Source organism: Gammaproteobacteria bacterium (assembly GCA_024235095.1).
Lineage (GTDB): Bacteria > Pseudomonadota > Gammaproteobacteria > Competibacterales > Competibacteraceae > UBA2383.
Window position 1 is genome coordinate 1,057,180 of record JACKNC010000001.1, and the last position, 15,147, is coordinate 1,072,326.

Annotated in this window: 13 protein-coding genes, 2 tRNA genes, 1 other RNA gene and 1 pseudogene; 8 read left to right on the top strand and 9 right to left on the bottom strand. The window is 54.9% G+C overall.

From position 1 onward, the window contains the following. Complete coding sequence (locus tag H6973_04685) at nt 1-1,056, top strand: IS630 family transposase (protein ID MCP5124938.1); 1,056 nt, start codon at nt 1-3, stop codon at nt 1,054-1,056. Here the strand turns inward: H6973_04685 and H6973_04690 are convergent. The 3 genes from H6973_04690 to H6973_04700 form a co-directional block, all read right to left on the bottom strand. Further along, complete coding sequence (locus tag H6973_04690) at nt 1,023-1,271, bottom strand: winged helix-turn-helix domain-containing protein (GenBank protein ID MCP5124939.1); 249 nt, start codon at nt 1,269-1,271, stop codon at nt 1,023-1,025. The genes H6973_04685 and H6973_04690 overlap by 34 nt on opposite strands. A 63-nt stretch (nt 1,272-1,334) precedes the next feature. Then, nucleotides 1,335-1,517 (bottom strand): helix-turn-helix domain-containing protein, encoded by a 183-nt coding sequence (locus H6973_04695; GenBank protein ID MCP5124940.1) that lies wholly within the window; start codon nt 1,515-1,517, stop codon nt 1,335-1,337. A 234-nt stretch (nt 1,518-1,751) separates the two neighbouring features. Further along, complete coding sequence (locus tag H6973_04700) at nt 1,752-1,910, bottom strand: hypothetical protein (protein MCP5124941.1); 159 nt, start codon at nt 1,908-1,910, stop codon at nt 1,752-1,754. A gap of 35 nt (nt 1,911-1,945) precedes the next feature. Between H6973_04700 and H6973_04705 the strand changes: the two are divergent. Beyond that, nucleotides 1,946-3,000, top strand: a pseudogene (locus H6973_04705) (site-specific integrase). A 6-nt stretch (nt 3,001-3,006) separates the two neighbouring features. Here the strand turns inward: H6973_04705 and H6973_04710 are convergent. The 6 genes from H6973_04710 to alaS all read right to left on the bottom strand — a co-directional run bounded on the left by H6973_04710 (nt 3,007) and on the right by alaS (nt 8,450). Beyond that, a tRNA-Arg gene (locus H6973_04710) sits at nt 3,007-3,083 on the bottom strand. A gap of 67 nt (nt 3,084-3,150) precedes the next feature. Then, a tRNA-Ser gene (locus H6973_04715) sits at nt 3,151-3,243 on the bottom strand. A gap of 73 nt (nt 3,244-3,316) precedes the next feature. After that, the gene (csrA, locus tag H6973_04720; protein ID MCP5124942.1) at nt 3,317-3,532 is read right to left on the bottom strand and encodes a carbon storage regulator CsrA; all 216 of its coding nucleotides are present in this window, start codon (nt 3,530-3,532) and stop codon (nt 3,317-3,319) included. 129 nt (nt 3,533-3,661) lie between these two features. Continuing rightward, a complete protein-coding gene (locus H6973_04725; GenBank protein ID MCP5124943.1) occupies nt 3,662-4,894 on the bottom strand; it encodes an aspartate kinase in 1,233 nt (410 codons plus the stop codon). Between the two features lie 182 nt (nt 4,895-5,076). Beyond that, on the bottom strand, nt 5,077-5,775 hold the full coding sequence (locus H6973_04730; GenBank protein ID MCP5124944.1) for a queuosine precursor transporter: 699 nt from the start codon (nt 5,773-5,775) through the stop codon (nt 5,077-5,079). Nucleotides 5,776-5,816: 41 nt separating this feature from the next. Continuing rightward, complete coding sequence (alaS, locus tag H6973_04735) at nt 5,817-8,450, bottom strand: alanine--tRNA ligase (protein MCP5124945.1); 2,634 nt, start codon at nt 8,448-8,450, stop codon at nt 5,817-5,819. A 378-nt stretch (nt 8,451-8,828) separates the two neighbouring features. On the opposite strand from alaS, the gene H6973_04740 reads away from it, so the two are divergent. From H6973_04740 to H6973_04765, 6 genes are all read left to right on the top strand, one after another. Beyond that, on the top strand, nt 8,829-9,314 hold the full coding sequence (locus tag H6973_04740; protein ID MCP5124946.1) for a HyaD/HybD family hydrogenase maturation endopeptidase: 486 nt from the start codon (nt 8,829-8,831) through the stop codon (nt 9,312-9,314). Between the two features lie 84 nt (nt 9,315-9,398). After that, nucleotides 9,399-10,793, top strand: a complete 1,395-nt coding sequence (locus H6973_04745) for a DUF4921 family protein (protein MCP5124947.1) — start codon at nt 9,399-9,401, stop codon at nt 10,791-10,793. 60 nt (nt 10,794-10,853) lie between these two features. Continuing rightward, nucleotides 10,854-11,203: RNase P RNA component class A (rnpB, locus tag H6973_04750), an RNA gene on the top strand. Between the two features lie 142 nt (nt 11,204-11,345). Continuing rightward, entirely contained in the window at nt 11,346-11,990 is a 645-nt protein-coding gene (locus tag H6973_04755; GenBank protein MCP5124948.1) for a cupin domain-containing protein, read from the top strand. Between the two features lie 132 nt (nt 11,991-12,122). After that, complete coding sequence (locus tag H6973_04760; protein ID MCP5124949.1) at nt 12,123-12,362, top strand: hypothetical protein; 240 nt, start codon at nt 12,123-12,125, stop codon at nt 12,360-12,362. Further along, complete coding sequence (locus H6973_04765; GenBank protein MCP5124950.1) at nt 12,326-14,905, top strand: EAL domain-containing protein; 2,580 nt, start codon at nt 12,326-12,328, stop codon at nt 14,903-14,905. Before H6973_04760 ends, H6973_04765 begins: the two co-directional genes overlap by 37 nt. The last annotated feature ends 242 nt before the right edge of the window (nt 14,906-15,147 follow it).

The following is a 15,147-nucleotide window of genomic DNA, read 5'->3' on the forward strand; positions in this document are numbered from 1 at the left end:
ATGAACGCGGAATGGATGTTTGATGCACGTAAAATACCGGATGAAGTGATGAATTACATCCGGCGTATTGCGGTTCGCGCGGTCGAAGAGAAGCATTATAGTCCGGAGCTTGTTGCTGATTTTTTGGGTATCGACCGAACGAGTATTTATGACTGGCTTCGCAACTATCGTTATGAAGGAGAAGAAGCCCTAGATACTCGCAAAGCGCCCGGTGCTCCGTGTGTGATTACTCCGGCTATTGATCGATGGTTAAAAGAAACGATCCTCAATACGACGCCGGCGGATCATGGTTATGATACGGTTTTATGGACTTTAGAGATTATTGTTCATTTATTGAAGGAGTCCTTTGGTCTCTGGGTATCGGATGCCACGGTACGCCTTCATTTGCATGATTTAGGGTTAAGTTGTCAAAAGCCTTGTTATCGAGCGATCAACCAGGATAAGGAGCAAGTTAAAACGTTTGTTAATGAAGGTTTCGAAGAAATTAAGAAGTTGGCTCAAAAACTTGGAGCGGATATTGCGTTTGAGGATGAATCGTGGGTGCAAGGCCATACGCGTTCCGGTCGGACGTGGGGGTTAGTGGGGCATCCTCCGGAAATTAAAGTGAGTGATGACCGGGGTGGGTTTCATATTTTATCGATGGTCACGGCGACCGGGGAGTTCATGTTTGAGGTGACCACTGAAAAATTAGTGAGTGCAGTTTTCATTGCGTTTCTGGAGAAGACATTAGAAGGTCGAAAGCGCCCATTAATTGTGATTGCGGATAACGCATCCTATCATACTTCAGGAGAGGTCAAAGCCTTTCTTGAGACGCATCGGCAACAAATTCGTCTCTTTTTTCTTCCGACGCATTCCCCCGAGTTAAATCCGGATGAACAGGTTTGGAATGAGATCAAAAATGGTCATCTGGAAAAAGAGCCGATTAAAAACCGAGCTGATTTCAGAGCGCGCGTTTATTCTGCTTTGGAAAAGCTAAAAGCATTTAAGGAGAGAGTCAAATCATTTTTTAGGCTCCCTGATACTCAATATGCTAATCCCGAAAAAGCTCCAGCATGATTTTTGTGGGGATAACTATTAGCAAGACAAAGCCAACCTCTGAATCTCTTTAATCCTTCATTAACAAACTTTTTAACTTGCCCTTTATCCTGGTTTATCGCACGATAGCAAGGCTTTTGACAACTGAGCCCTAACTCATGTAAGTGAAGGCGCACCGTGGCATCCGATACCCCGATACCAAAGGACTCACTCAATAAATGAACCAGAATATCCAAAGTCCATAAAACCGTATCATAACCATGATCCGCAGGCGTTGTCTTTAATATCGTTTCTTTTAATCATCGATCAATCGCTGGCGTAATAATACACGCAGCTCCCGGCGCTTTCCAGGTATCCAGAGCCTCTTCTCCTTCATAACGATATTTGCAAAGCCAGTCATAAATACTCGTTCGATCAATACCTAAAAAATCAGCAACAAGTTCTGGGCTATAATGCTTCTCTTCAACCGCTCGAACCCCAATTCACCGAATATAGTTCATCACTTCATCAGGAATTTTACGTGCATCAAACAGCCATTCAGCGTTCATCGTAGCACCTCCTCTATAAATTTAGAGTCTCTAAAGAGGTTTTCTACAGTCATTAGACAATTTGATTAACACTCAGCTCGTTGATAATGTAGGGATAATCATTGGAAAGGCTATAATACAATTTCTAAAATATAGCATATCCAAATCTAGAACACTACCCCCAATGTCCTACTCTGGAACTTCGACAAAGTCGCCCGCCAACTTGGCGGCATCAGCACCAAAACCGTGCGCCGCTTCGCGCAACAAGGCGCTTCTCCCATCGTCAAGCTGGGACGCCGCGCCATGATCTCGGCGATTGCAGTGACAACCTGGATCAATAACAACCATAATCAACAGGCGCGACCGGCGCAGGAGACCACGATATGTCACTCTACAAACGCGGTACGGTCTGGTGGATCCGCTTCACGACTCCGGACGGCCGCGAGCTACGCGAAACTACTGCAACTACCGACCGCCGACAGGCGCAGGAATACCACGATACCCGTAAGGCCGAGTGCTGGCGGCAAGTCAAGCTAGGCGAACAGCCACGGCATACATAGCAGGAAGCCGTAGTGCGTTGGCTTGAGGAGCAACCGTACGGGAAATATTTAAATGACGCCAAATGGCACTTGCGGTTACTCAATCCACTCTTGGGGGAACTGGAGCTGAAACAGATCAATCGAGAAACGCTGGATCGATGGACGAAGGAACGACTAAAAACAGGTGTAGCTAACGCGACGGTCAACCGGACACTTGAGATTGTCCGCGCTATCCTGAACGCCGCAAAGAAGCAATGGGACTGGCTGGAGCATGTTCCGACCGTGCGCATGTTGCCAAAACCCAATCGGCGGATCCGCTGGTTGACCCACGAGGAAGCTGACCGGATGATTGTCGAACTGCCAGAGCATTTAGCGGCCATGGCCAGGTTTACGCTGGCGACCGGATTACGGGAAAGCAACGTGGTTGAACTGGAATGGAATCAGGTCAACCTTGAACAGCATCACGCCTGGATTCATGCTGACCAGACAAAGGGTGGACAGCAGCAATTTCTGTACCGCTTAACGCCAATGCGCTGGTTGTTTTGCGGGAGCAACAAGGCCAGCATTCAACCCGAGTTTTCACCTACCAGGGAAATCCAGTGACCCGCGCTAATAACCACGCCTGGCGCAAAGCGTTGAAGCGCACAGGCATTGAGGATTTTCGTTGGCACGATTTTCGCCACACTTGGGCAAGCTGGCATGTTCAGGCCGGGACGCCGCTGAACGTTCTGCAGGAACTGGGCGGATGAGCCAGCCTGGAAATGGTGATGCGCTATGCGCATCTCGGGGCTAAACACTTGCAAGATCACGCCGAGCGGATTAGTACGCCGAGACTGGTCAGCACAAATTCCGGCACACCCAATGAAAACGCCCTGCCGAAAATAGCGGCAAGGCGTTGATCTATTTGGCGCGCCCGGAGAGATTCGAACTCCCGACCCCCTGGTTCGTAGCCAGGTACTCTATCCAACTGAGCTACGGGCGCGTTAAAGAAGGGCGCGAATTATGCGGGACAAGATGATCACTGTCAAATCACGCACAATCCAGCAAACTGGCGGAGAGAGAGGGATTCGAACCCTCGATGGAGCTTTTAACCCCATACTCCCTTAGCAGGGGAGCGCCTTCAGCCGCTCGGCCATCTCTCCAAATTACGTCGGATACGCAACCATTGCGAGTCGTTAAGGATACCGCCAGAAACCACTGGCGTAAAGACCCGAATCAGAACTCGGAACCGGAAGGCGATTGTCCGACGCCTGGAGCAGAACCATCCTGCTCGCGTTTGATCCGCTCATAGATTTCCTCGCGGTGCACCGCAATGTCCTTCGGAGCATTAACCCCGATGCGAACCTGATTACCTTTCACGCCCAGCACGGTTACGGTCACTTCGTCGCCGATCATCAGCGTTTCCCCAACTCTACGTGTCAAAATCAACATATTAGGCTACTCCTTGTTCTCCATTAACAGCACCAGGTCGTCTTGCGGTTTTTTGACAGTCCGTACCGGTAAACGGTTCGCTCCCGCCAGCAAATGAATAAGGATATCCTCTATCAGCCAACGATGAGATCAGTTCGCCTTGTCCAACTCGAACGCTTCATGCAGTGCGCGCACCCCAAGCTCCAGATACTTTTCGTCGATCACCACCGAAATCTTGATCTCGGAAGTGGAAATCATGCGGATATTGATGCCTTCCTTTCCCAAGGCTGCAAACATCTTGCTGGCAACGCCGGCATGGGAACGCATGCCGATGCCAACCAGCGAGAGTTTAGCGATCCGGGTGTCGCCGGAAACCTCACGGGCGTTTAGACTGACAGCATGTTCCCTGAGAATTTCCAGCGTCCGCTCATAGTCATTGCGATGCACGGTGAACGTGAAATCCGTCGTGCCATCGTGGCCAATGTTCTGAATAATCATGTCCACTTCGATATTCGCGGCCGAGATCGGCCCCAGGATGCTATAGGCAATGCCTGGTCGGTCGGGAACGCCCAATACAGTGAGCTTGGCCTCGTCACGATTGAAGGCAATGCCGGAAATCAGCTCTTTTTCCATTGGATCCGTCTCAAACGCTTCCTCAAAGGTAATCAATGTGCCCGAGCCTTCCTGAAAGGAAGAGAGCACACGAAGTGGGACATTATGTTTGCCAGCGAATTCCACCGAGCGAATCTGCAAAACCTTGGATCCAAGGCTGGCCATCTCCAGCATCTCTTCAAAGGTGATGCGATCCAGCCGGCGCGCCTCAGGAACCACACGTGGATCAGTGGTGTACACCCCATCCACATCGGTATAGATCTGGCATTCGTCAGCCTTGAGCGCAGCAGCTAGCGCTACGCCCGTGGTATCCGATCCGCCTCGCCCCAAAGTGGTAATGTTGCCATCTTCGTCTACGCCTTGGAACCCCGCAACCACAATTATCCGCCCAGCATTGAGGTCGTTGCGCATGGCGGTGACTTCCACATCCTGAATACGGGCCTTATTGAAGGCGTTATCGGTGAGGATGCGAACCTGGCCGCCCGTATAAGAACGGGCGGAGCAGCCCCGTTTTTCCAGCGCCATGCATAAAAGCGCGATGGTGACCTGCTCGCCAGTCGCCAGCAGGACATCCATTTCGCGGAGGTGAGGACGGGGGGAAATCGCCTTGGCCAAGCCGATCAGGCGGTCCGTCTCGCCGCTCATGGCTGAAACCACGACCACCATCTGATGGCCACGCTCGCGCCAGTCCATGACTTTTTCGGCAACGTTCTCGATACGCTCGATCGTGCCAACCGAGGTGCCGCCATATTTCTGTACAATCAGCGCCATGCAATGTCTCTGCTGAGGAATGTGCTATCGAAATCTGACCGTAGGGGCGCTACGATCATCATAAAGGGCGCGATTATAGCGGAAGTCAGGCCATCGCCAAGCAGTTGCCCGCGGAGCGGGTAGTTTTTTTGGATTCTCGAACCTGAAAGAAACCATCAGCAACAGGTTCGCATCCATTTTTATCAACCATGCACCTTCAACGGATTGAAATCCGTTCTGGTGTCATACACATCCACTCCCTCGTATCGCTTGAGAACACCCACTACCCAATAGGTCAGCGGCGTCGCAGCAGCCTCATAGGCGCACTTGATCAGCCATTGCACCCCAATCGCCGTGAACAACGCATCCTGCGGCAATACGCCCGCAAACGCCACCGTGATAAATACCCCGGAATCCAGTAACTGTCCGACCAGGGTTGACCCAATCGTGCGAGTCCATAACCAGCGTCCTTGAGTCAGAATTTTCATGCGCGCCAACACATAGGCATTAACAAACTCCCCAACCAGGTACGCCAGGAACGAAGCCAACAACAAACGCGGCGCATAACCGAGAATGCGCTCAAAAGCGGTTTGTCCATCCCAGAACCTGGGGTGTGGCAAGAACTGCGCCACAGCAATGGCCAGCACCGCCAGCAAATTGCACACGAAGCCCAGCCAAATGACCTGCCGGGCGCGATGGTATCCGTACACTTCGGTCAATACATCGCTCAGAATGTAGCTGACTGGAAAAATGATCACTCCAGCCGGCATGATCCAGGAGCCAATTTCAATCAACTTGACTGCAATGATATTCGCTACTAATAGACTGGTGACGAAACCGGTGACTACCATGACGAAGGCTATCGAATAGCCCGACGCTAGAGAATGTGAATCAGACGCCATTGATTTGATCACTATCTGTTTCTCAAAGTTTGCGTTTGCTTTTACGCCAATTGTGCGCGCACCCACTCCGGTGCCGAACGCAACGCGGCGTCAAGTTGAGTCGGATCGGTTCCGCCGGCCTGGGCCAGATCAGGTCGCCCACCGCCCTTGCCGCCGACCTGACGCGCGATCATGTTCGCCAGATCGCCGGCCTTGATGCGCGCCGTTTCTCCCGGCGTCACGCCCGCTACCAGGCGCACCTTGTCGCCCTCGACCGTCGCCAGCACAATCGCCGCCGTCTTCAGTTGCTCCTTGCAACGGTCCACGGCTTCGCGCAGGGTCTTGGCGTCGACGCCATCCAGGCGGGCAGCCAGCACTTTGATGCCATCCACGTCCACGGTCTGACCCAGCAGATCTGCGCCCTGACCGCTGGCCAGGCGACCTTTGAGTTGTTCAATTTCCTTCTCCAACTGCCGGGTGCGTTCCACCAGTTGCCGCACCTTGTCCGGGAAGTTATCACGGTCACCCTTGACCAGTTGCGCTGTCTGCCGGGCGCGCTCCTGTAGGGAAGCGATGTAGTTCAGCGCTTGCTCACCGGTGACCGCCTCGATGCGCCGCACCCCCGCTGCAACGCCGCTCTCGGCAACGATTTTGAACAGACCAATGTCCCCGACCCGCTGAACATGGGTGCCGCCGCACAATTCCGTGGAGAAATCGCCCATTTTCAGTACGCGCACCTGGTCGCCGTACTTCTCGCCGAACAGCGCCATCGCGCCGGCGGCGATGGCTTCTTCCGGGGCCATGATGGTCGTTTCCACCGCCACGTTGCCGCGAATCTGAGCGTTGACCAGCCGCTCGATAGTTTCCAGTTGTTCCGGCGTCACCGGTTCAAAATGCGAGAAGTCGAAGCGCAGCCGCTGCGGATCAACTCGTGAGCCTTTCTGCGTCACATGGGGACCGAGCACCTGGCGCAAGGCGGCGTGCATGAGATGGGTCGCGGAGTGATGCAGGGCGGTCGCCTGACGCTGAGCAACGTCGACTTGAGCCAGCACTTGCGCGCCGCGCTTTAACTGGCCCTGCTGCATCACGCCGATGTGGGTAAACACGCCTTCCCCCTGTTTTTGGGTATCGCGCACCGCGAACGCCACGCCATCCGCGCGCAGCCAGCCGGTATCGCCGACCTGACCGCCGGATTCCGCATAGAAGGGGGTGTGATCCAGGACGACAGCACCTTCTTCGCCCGCGTTCAGCGTCTCCACCGCTTGGCCATCATGGATTAGCGTGATCACAGTTGCGTTTTCTTCCACCCGGTCATAACCGTTGAACGGCGTAGCAGCAACGCTCTCCCAACTGGCTTCATGCGTTGCCATGACACCAAAGCGGCTGTGAGCGCGGGCACGCTCCCGTTGTGCGGCCATCTCACGGTCAAAACCAGCCATGTCCAGTTGCAAACTCCGTTCGCGGGCAATGTCAGCCGTGAGGTCGACCGGGAACCCGTAGGTGTCATACAGCTTGAAGACCGCCTCGCCGGGAATAACTGTCCCCGACAGATCAGCGATGCTTTCCTCCAGCAGTTTCATGCCATGCGCCAAGGTTTCGGCGAAACGCTCTTCTTCCTGGCGAATCACCTTCGTCACCTGTTCCGCAGCGGCAGGCAGTTCCGGGTAAGCCGCGCCCATTTCCTCAACCAGTGGCGCAACTAGGGTGTGGAAAAAATAACCTTCAGCTCCCAGCTTATAACCATGGCGAATGGCCCGGCGCATGATGCGGCGTAATACATAGCCGCGCCCTTCATTAGATGGCAACACGCCATCGGTGATAAGAAACGCGGTGGCGCGAATGTGGTCGGCAATCACCTTGAGCGAACTGGATGCTAAATCCTGCGCGCCGGTGGCCTGCGCGGCGGCCTGGATCAGATGGCGAAACAGGTCGATCTCATAATTGCTGTGGACGCCCTGCATGACCGCCGCCAATCGCTCCAGCCCCATGCCGGTATCTACCGAAGGCTTGGGCAAAGGCGTCAGCGTTCCGTCGGCGCTGCGGTCGAACTGCATGAACACCAGGTTCCAAATCTCGATGTAACGGTCGCCGTCCTCATCCGGCGTACCAGGAGGACCACCGGCGATCTCCGGACCATGATCGTAGAAAATTTCCGAACAGGGGCCACAGGGACCCGTATCGCCCATCGCCCAGAAATTGTCGCTTTCGTAACGCTTGCCGCCGGGCTTGTCGCCAATGCGGGCAATGCGCTCGCGAGGCACCTGAATTTCTTCAGCCCAGACTTGATAAGCCTCGTCGTCGGTTTCATAGACCGTGACCCACAGCCTGTCTGCCGGCAGTTTCAAAATGCCGGTTAGAAACTCCCAGGCAAAATGAATGGCGTTGGTCTTGAAATAGTCGCCAAAACTGAAGTTGCCCAGCATCTCGAAAAAGGTGTGATGACGGGCGGTGTAGCCGACGTTTTCCAAATCGTTGTGCTTACCACCGGCGCGCACGCAGCGTTGAGCGGTGGCGGCCCGGCGATAAGAGCGCAGGTCGCGGCCAGTGAAGACATCCTTGAACTGCACCATGCCGGCGTTGGTGAACAACAGCGTGGTGTCGTTAATAGGAACCAAGGGACTGCTGGCCACCACTTCGTGGCCGTGGTCATGAAAGTAGCTTAGAAACAGTTGGCGAAGTTCGGCGCTGCTGGTCATGGTCGGTGATCGGTGTTCGGTAGCTAAGTGAGTAGACAAGGTATAAAGTGTAACGCAATTCCTAGAACCCCAAAACGATTCGGAATTCTTCGCTAGTCGTGGCAAAGCCGAATTTCCCGGATCATAGGCTAAAAAGGAATGTCGTCGAATGGGGAGGAGCCTTTCAGATTGGTTGCTGGTCCAGACATTGATCGGAATGAGGTTCTTCGAGGGTTCTTGTGGAATCAATTCCATTTAAGCAGGTTCACTCTATTAAACTCGCTGGAAGCCGGCCATGCTGCTTTTTAGATTAACAAGTTGGCAAGATAGCCTCATCTTTCCAGCATTGATTCCATCGCCCTGTTCTCTCGCCTCGAGTGGGGGAAAGGGCTTTCATTCATGAACCGGGTCATTGTGCTGGGCGTTGGCAATATCCTACTCCGGGACGAGGGCGTCGGGGTGCGAGTGGTCGAGGCGTTGGCGGAACGCTATGATCTGCCTCCCGAAGTGGAAGTAGTCGATGGCGGCACGGTGGGCATGGATTTGCTCGACACCCTGGCCGGTTGTGATCATTTACTCATCTGTGATGCGGTGCAGACCGGCGCACCGCCCGCGACGGTGGTGAAACTGGCCGATGCCGAAATACCCGCCTTGTTTCAGGCCCGCTATTCGCCCCATCAACTCGGGTTGTCTGAAGTGCTGGCCACCTTGATTCTGATGGAGGAAGCGCCACGCGCAATCACGTTAATTGGCGTGGTTCCGGCAGATATGGAGTTGGGCGCTGAACTGTCTTCCGAGGTAGCGTCGGTTGTCGGCGAAGCGGTCGATATGGTGGCGGCGGAGCTTTGCGCACTGGGCTTTCCTCTTACTCTGCCCAGCGCTTGAAGTCACATGGAGCGAATGGCGTGTCTGGACTAGAATGAAGTAACGCAGACTCATTACCAAACGCAACAGCGAGGCACACTGGGCATGTCGCCGCAGATTATCCCTGAATCCAATTATTTGATGCGGATGGCCGACGGGACCATCAAACAGGTGAATCCCTTTACAGGAACGGAAGTCTGGACCGTTCCCGGTCGGGGCAATCGACCTTTGGGCGTTAGCATGCCCAATCCTTTGCCCCTTGAACCGACTCAGAGGGACGCTCACTGTTCGTTTTGCACTCGGCGCTATCTGGAAACTCCACCCGAGAAGGCGCGTTTAGTCAAAACCGATGGGGGTTTTACGACCCTGCGCCATCTCCACGCCGATGCGCTGTTCAATACTGTCGCGGAATTCCGGCGCATCCCCAATCTGTTCGAGATCGTGTCCTTTGACTATTGGCAAAAGAACTTTGGCTACCGGATTCCTGACGCCATTGAAGCTCACAAATGTGATTATCTGGCTTCGGAAGCCGGTCGCCACCACGTTTTGCAGGTGGTGGAACAGCGCCTCAAGGCTGCGGGTATGGATGATACCGCCTGTAACCGGCTGTCCCAGGACGAGAAGTTGCAAATGGCGAATGCCTTTTTCGGCGGCGGCCATGAAGTGGTCGTCGCCCGGCGCCATTTCGTCGACGGCGCAACTCATAATCATCAATTGGCGTCCTCGGGTGCGCTGACACCGGAAGAGCATTACCAGTATTTGCGCTTCACCATCGACGCCATGCGCGATTTATACGTCAATAATCGCTACGTGCGTTATGTCGCGGTCTTCCAGAACTGGTTGAAACCGGCGGGGGCGTCTTTCGATCACTTGCACAAGCAACTGGTGGCGATTGACGAGCGCGGCGTCCAGAACGAGGTGGAGTTGCAAAGGGTGCGAGCCAACCCGAATATTTACAACGAAGCAGCGGTTAATTTCGCCGCCTACCGCAATTTGGTCGTCGCCGAAAACGATCATGCCATCGCTTATGCCGGTTTTGGTCATCGCTATCCGACGCTGGAGATTTTCTCCAAGAGCGAGCGTAGCCAGCCGTGGAATCACTCCCCGGAAGAACTGCGCGCCATGTCTGATCTGGTACATGGCTGCCATGCTGCCGCCGGCGCGGAGATTCCCTGTAACGAAGAGTGGTACTACAAACCGCCTGACGTGGATGTGCCGATGCCATGGCGGATTCTGATTAAATGGCGGGTGTCGACGCCAGCGGGTTTTGAGGGTGGCACCAAGATCTATGTCAATACCATCGATCCGGAAACTTTGCGCGACCGGATGGTGCCCCGGCTGTTTCAACTTAAGAACGAGGGGCGAATTGCGCTGATGAAGATCGCTTTTGAGTGCGCCTGCGTACCCAACTGTCTTCGGTACAATCCGGCTGTGCGGCAACAGGAATCCCACCATCCCGAATTTCCGCCGCTGTCGAGCGGCCTGGCGCCGGAGGAATGAGGGTTGCGCCTTCTGGTGGGGCCTTGTGAACGATAGATGATCAACGGATACTAAACCTTGGGAACCGGCTGGACGGTCGCTGTGCCGCTGATGGCATAGAGGAAAGTCCGGGCTCCACAGGACAGGGCGCCAGGTAACGCCTGGGCGGCGCAAGCCGACGGAAAGTGCCACAGAAAACATACCGCCCACGTTCGCAAGAACCGGCAAGGGTGAAAAGGTGTGGTAAGAGCGCACCGCGCGGCTGGCAACAGGCGCGGCACGGTAAACCCCGCCCGGAGCAAGACCAAATAGAGGAGCGTTTACGTGTGGTCCGCACGGCTCCTGGGTAGGTCGCTACAGGCGCTTGGCGACAAGCGTCGCAGATGAATGGCCGTCCTCGACAGAACCCGGCTTACAGGCCGGTTCCCGCTTGATTCTCATTCGAGATACATACCCCGCAGCAAGCTGCGAGGTCCTTTTTCAGCCTATTGAGGATTTTTGTCCTGTACTGAGTCATTTAACATAATGAGAATTGGTATTACCTCCTGAGCGATGAATTCTCGGTCAATCACCATGAACACCTTTGTGCTACTTGAAATCCGTCCCGGATTATTGTTGGATTTAGCACCGATACAGGTCTGGGGGTGGCTGGAAAATGCCCTGTTGCTGCCGGCCGACGCCACTTGCTATGGCATGGTCACCACCGGTCAAGCGCAATTGCGCGATCTAGAGGCAGGCCGCTTCGATCTGTGTCGGGGGATGTTCTTCACCGTGCCTAATGTGAGTTCAGTACAGGGCGGCAGTGGCCTGGTGATTGTCTTGGCTGGTTATCGCGGCTTACGGCAGATCGGCGGCCCGCTGGAGGCAACTGGGCGCTTACGCTATATCGATGGGTGCAGTGATACGCTACTGATTTGCCCGCCGCGCTGGGGCGAGCCTTGCCTCAACCACTTGCACATTCCACCGCATACCGACCAGACGCCACATACCCATCCTTCCGTACGGATCGGAGTGATTATGGGAGGAACTGGTGAGTGCCGTACTCCTGATGGTGTGTATCCGCTGCAACCCGGCATTGGCTGGTATATTCCGACCGGTTATCAGCACTCCTTTTTCACACAGGATGAAGCGCTGGACGTGGTGGCTTGGCACCCGGACAGCGATTTTGGACCGCACGATGAAGATCATCCGATGATTAATCGGACGATCATTGAATGATACTAAATTGCGTTCAATGATATATTGACAACCCATTCGAACCCTGCGAGTCCGGAGACTCGGACTGGATCTTTTTCCAGGGTGCGCAGGACATCCTCAAGGACATCTTCCACGGCGCTTAAATCGTGAAAAATGATCGCCCGCGATGTGCCGGAAATGGCCGATCATTTAGCAAATTCGTTTCGACCGGGAATCAACCTGGAATTGCAAAGCGCCGTGGAAAAAAATTTGTTGAATATGCATGAAAATCCAATGGGCCCGGATGCGCTTCAGGCAACGTCCGGCATTCAACGCTTCGAACGGTTGACCGCCGCCGATCAAGATGGACTGGCTGAATGGCGGAAAACGCTGGCTTTGGCGGTAGACGATTGACTACCTCGAACATCAATCGCCGGTATATTGTTTTCTTTCTGCTGTTGTTGACACTGGTCGTGGGCGCCGTCCTCGGCGCTTCGGGATACCTGGTTTTGCAAGGTGCAACGCGGTTGCAGCAGGACTTGCAGGATTTTTTCGAGGCTGAGGAAAGCACTCGTCAGGAAGAAGCCTTGCGCGCGACTGCGGTCTACCTGCGGAGCCGGCTGTTCAACCCGCTCTATAGCCTGAACATCGAAAAACTGAACGAGGAAATCGCTCAGGTTTGCGCTTGGCTACCGGTATCCCGCTTTCTGGTCAGCGACCGCACCGGGCGCATTTTGAGCGATGGTACGCCAGAAAACCGTTTGTATGGCGCAACCCTGGCGTTGCCGATGTCCGGTTCGACCGAAGAAGAACCGATCATCCGGCCTACATCCGAAGGTCTGGAACTGTTTTTCGTGATTAGCTACGGTGAAGTGATTGCCGGTTTCGCCAACGTGAAGCTCTCCAATGCATCTCTGGAGATGTCCCTGCACCGCTTAAATGCCGCCAGCAACCAATCCTGGCAGGATTATCGGCAAGGGTTGACGCGGCTGGCGATAGCCGCCGTACTAACCATAGTCTTGCTGGGTAGTCTGCTCAGTGTCCTGCTCTCGCGCATCCTGGCGCGACCGCTGGCCCCAATGGCCAAAGCAGCGCATAAATATGTTGAAGGCCGGCGAGAACCGGCGTTGCCGGTGCAGTCGAACGATGAACTTGATCAATTGGCCCTGACGCTCAATAAACTGGCCCAAAATTTACGAAACAGCCATGAACTTCTCGACCAGGCGCAGCGCATTGCCCGTCTGGGTTCCTGGAGTTGGCAGCCAGGTCGTCCGGAATTGCACTGGTCGGCGGAAGTCTATCGCATCTTTGGCGCGCATCCCCTGGCTTTCACACCCACGGTCGATGAGATGCTTGGTTTCATCAGGTTCGATCAGCGCGATCAGATCCGCAAATATTTTACCCTGCCCCTGCACGAAACTCGTTTCCAACAGGAAACGACCCTGGTCTGTCCGGGCGGCGAGGAGCGCATCGTCCTCTTGCAAGGAGAGGCGAGCGACACGGAAGTGTCGGGAAAGCGATGGGTCGGCACGATCCAGGACATTACCGAGCGTAAGCACGCCGAAGGACAAATGGCCTATTTGGCCAACTATGACGCACTCACCGGTTTACCTAACCGTTATCTGTTCCAGGACCGGCTGGAGCATGCCTTGAGCCAGGCTGATCGCAGTGGCGAACAATTGGCGCTGCTATTTCTCGATCTGGATCGTTTCAAGGCGATTAACGATACCTTTGGGCATGATGTGGGCGATGAACTCCTGAAAAAAGCAGCTCGGCGGCTGATGGATACCGTGCGCAACAGCGACACAGTGGCGAGATTGGGCGGCGATGAATTCATCCTGTTGCTGGAAAACGTGATCGATAGCGAGGAAGTCAGCCACGTCGCCGGAAAGGTGCTCGCCCGCATGAATCAGCCTTTCCATCTGAGCGGACGCGACCTGTTCGTCTCGGCCAGCATCGGCATTGCGCTGTACCCCGGCGACGCCAGCGATGTCCATACCCTGCTGAAGCATGCCGATACGGCGATGTATCAGGCCAAGGAGCAGGGCCGCGCCGCCTATCGCTTTTTCACCAGCGAACTGAACCAACAGGTACAAGCGCACTTGCTGCTGGAAACCGCTTTGCGCCATGCGCTGGAGCGCGGCGAATTCGCCTTGCATTTCCAACCCCAAGCGCAACTTGACGATGGCCGGATCATCGGGGTCGAGGCGTTGTTACGCTGGCAGCCGGCGCAGAGCGATCCGATTTCGCCCGCCGACTTTATTCCGATTCTGGAAGACACCGGACTGATTCTGGCCGTAGGCGAATGGGTATTGCGCGAAGCATGCGGTTGGCTGAAGCGCTGGGAGCAAGCGGGATTGCCCATGCCGCGCGTGGCGGTCAATCTTTCAGCGCGGCAGCTTCAGCAGGGCGCCCTGGTGCGGATCATTGCCGATATTCTGGCATCCCATGAATTGGCAGCCGAGCGCTTGGAGTTGGAAATCACCGAAAGCATTCTGGTAGAGCAGGCGACCAGCGCACCGGCCATCACCGAGTTACAGGCGATGGGTGTGCGTTGGGCAATTGACGATTTCGGCACCGGTTATTGTTCGCTGAGCTATCTCAAACGGTTTGCCGTGGATACGCTGAAGATCGACCGCAGTTTCGTGCGCGATGTGGCTACCGACAGCGATGACGCCGCGATCACCGCCGCCATCATTACCCTGGCGCACAACCTGGAGCTAACGGTTGTCGCTGAAGGCGTGGAATCTGTGGAGCAAGTCATGTTCCTGCGTCACCACGACTGCGACTCTCTGCAAGGCTTCCTGGCCAGTCCGCCGTTGCCGCCGGAGGCTTGCGAAGCGTGGTTGCGCCAGCAGACGGTTCAGGATGGCGCATTATTCTGGCGGGCACCCGCCAACACCTGTTCGTATGAAGGCGGTTCAAGCGCGACTTGCTCCGTGGGTATTGCCGGGTAAGAGCCGATTGGTGGGCGATTAACCTGCTGCCGACTCCTCACCCGATAATGTTTAACGGTCCCACGCGTTGTCTTAAGGTACAATTAAAGCGTTCAATTTTATGCGTTTGACCACTTTCTTTACCGACGGCTTTATGGCGTTTGCTGGGGAATGTCACACTGTAGGACTCTCAGAAATCCGTGTAGCAGATGGTGCACTGTCGATAAACGGGCGGTAACGAGTCCCACAGTCCTTGGGCGCCT

Excerpts from the sequence above, each read along its gene's own strand:
- H6973_04685 (MCP5124938.1), top strand. The coding sequence starts at position 1 with ATGAACGCGGAATGGATGTTTGATGCACGTAAAATACCGGATGAAGTG.
- H6973_04700 (MCP5124941.1), bottom strand. The coding sequence starts at position 1,910 with ATGGTTGTTATTGATCCAGGTTGTCACTGCAATCGCCGAGATCATGGC.
- csrA (MCP5124942.1), bottom strand. The coding sequence starts at position 3,532 with ATGTTGATTTTGACACGTAGAGTTGGGGAAACGCTGATGATCGGCGAC.
- H6973_04725 (MCP5124943.1), bottom strand. The coding sequence starts at position 4,894 with ATGGCGCTGATTGTACAGAAATATGGCGGCACCTCGGTTGGCACGATC.
- H6973_04730 (MCP5124944.1), bottom strand. The coding sequence starts at position 5,775 with ATGGCGTCTGATTCACATTCTCTAGCGTCGGGCTATTCGATAGCCTTC.
- alaS (MCP5124945.1), bottom strand. The coding sequence starts at position 8,450 with ATGACCAGCAGCGCCGAACTTCGCCAACTGTTTCTAAGCTACTTTCAT.
- H6973_04740 (MCP5124946.1), top strand. The coding sequence starts at position 8,829 with ATGAACCGGGTCATTGTGCTGGGCGTTGGCAATATCCTACTCCGGGAC.
- H6973_04745 (MCP5124947.1), top strand. The coding sequence starts at position 9,399 with ATGTCGCCGCAGATTATCCCTGAATCCAATTATTTGATGCGGATGGCC.
- H6973_04755 (MCP5124948.1), top strand. The coding sequence starts at position 11,346 with ATGAACACCTTTGTGCTACTTGAAATCCGTCCCGGATTATTGTTGGAT.
- H6973_04760 (MCP5124949.1), top strand. The coding sequence starts at position 12,123 with ATGATCGCCCGCGATGTGCCGGAAATGGCCGATCATTTAGCAAATTCG.
- H6973_04765 (MCP5124950.1), top strand. The coding sequence starts at position 12,326 with ATGGCGGAAAACGCTGGCTTTGGCGGTAGACGATTGACTACCTCGAAC.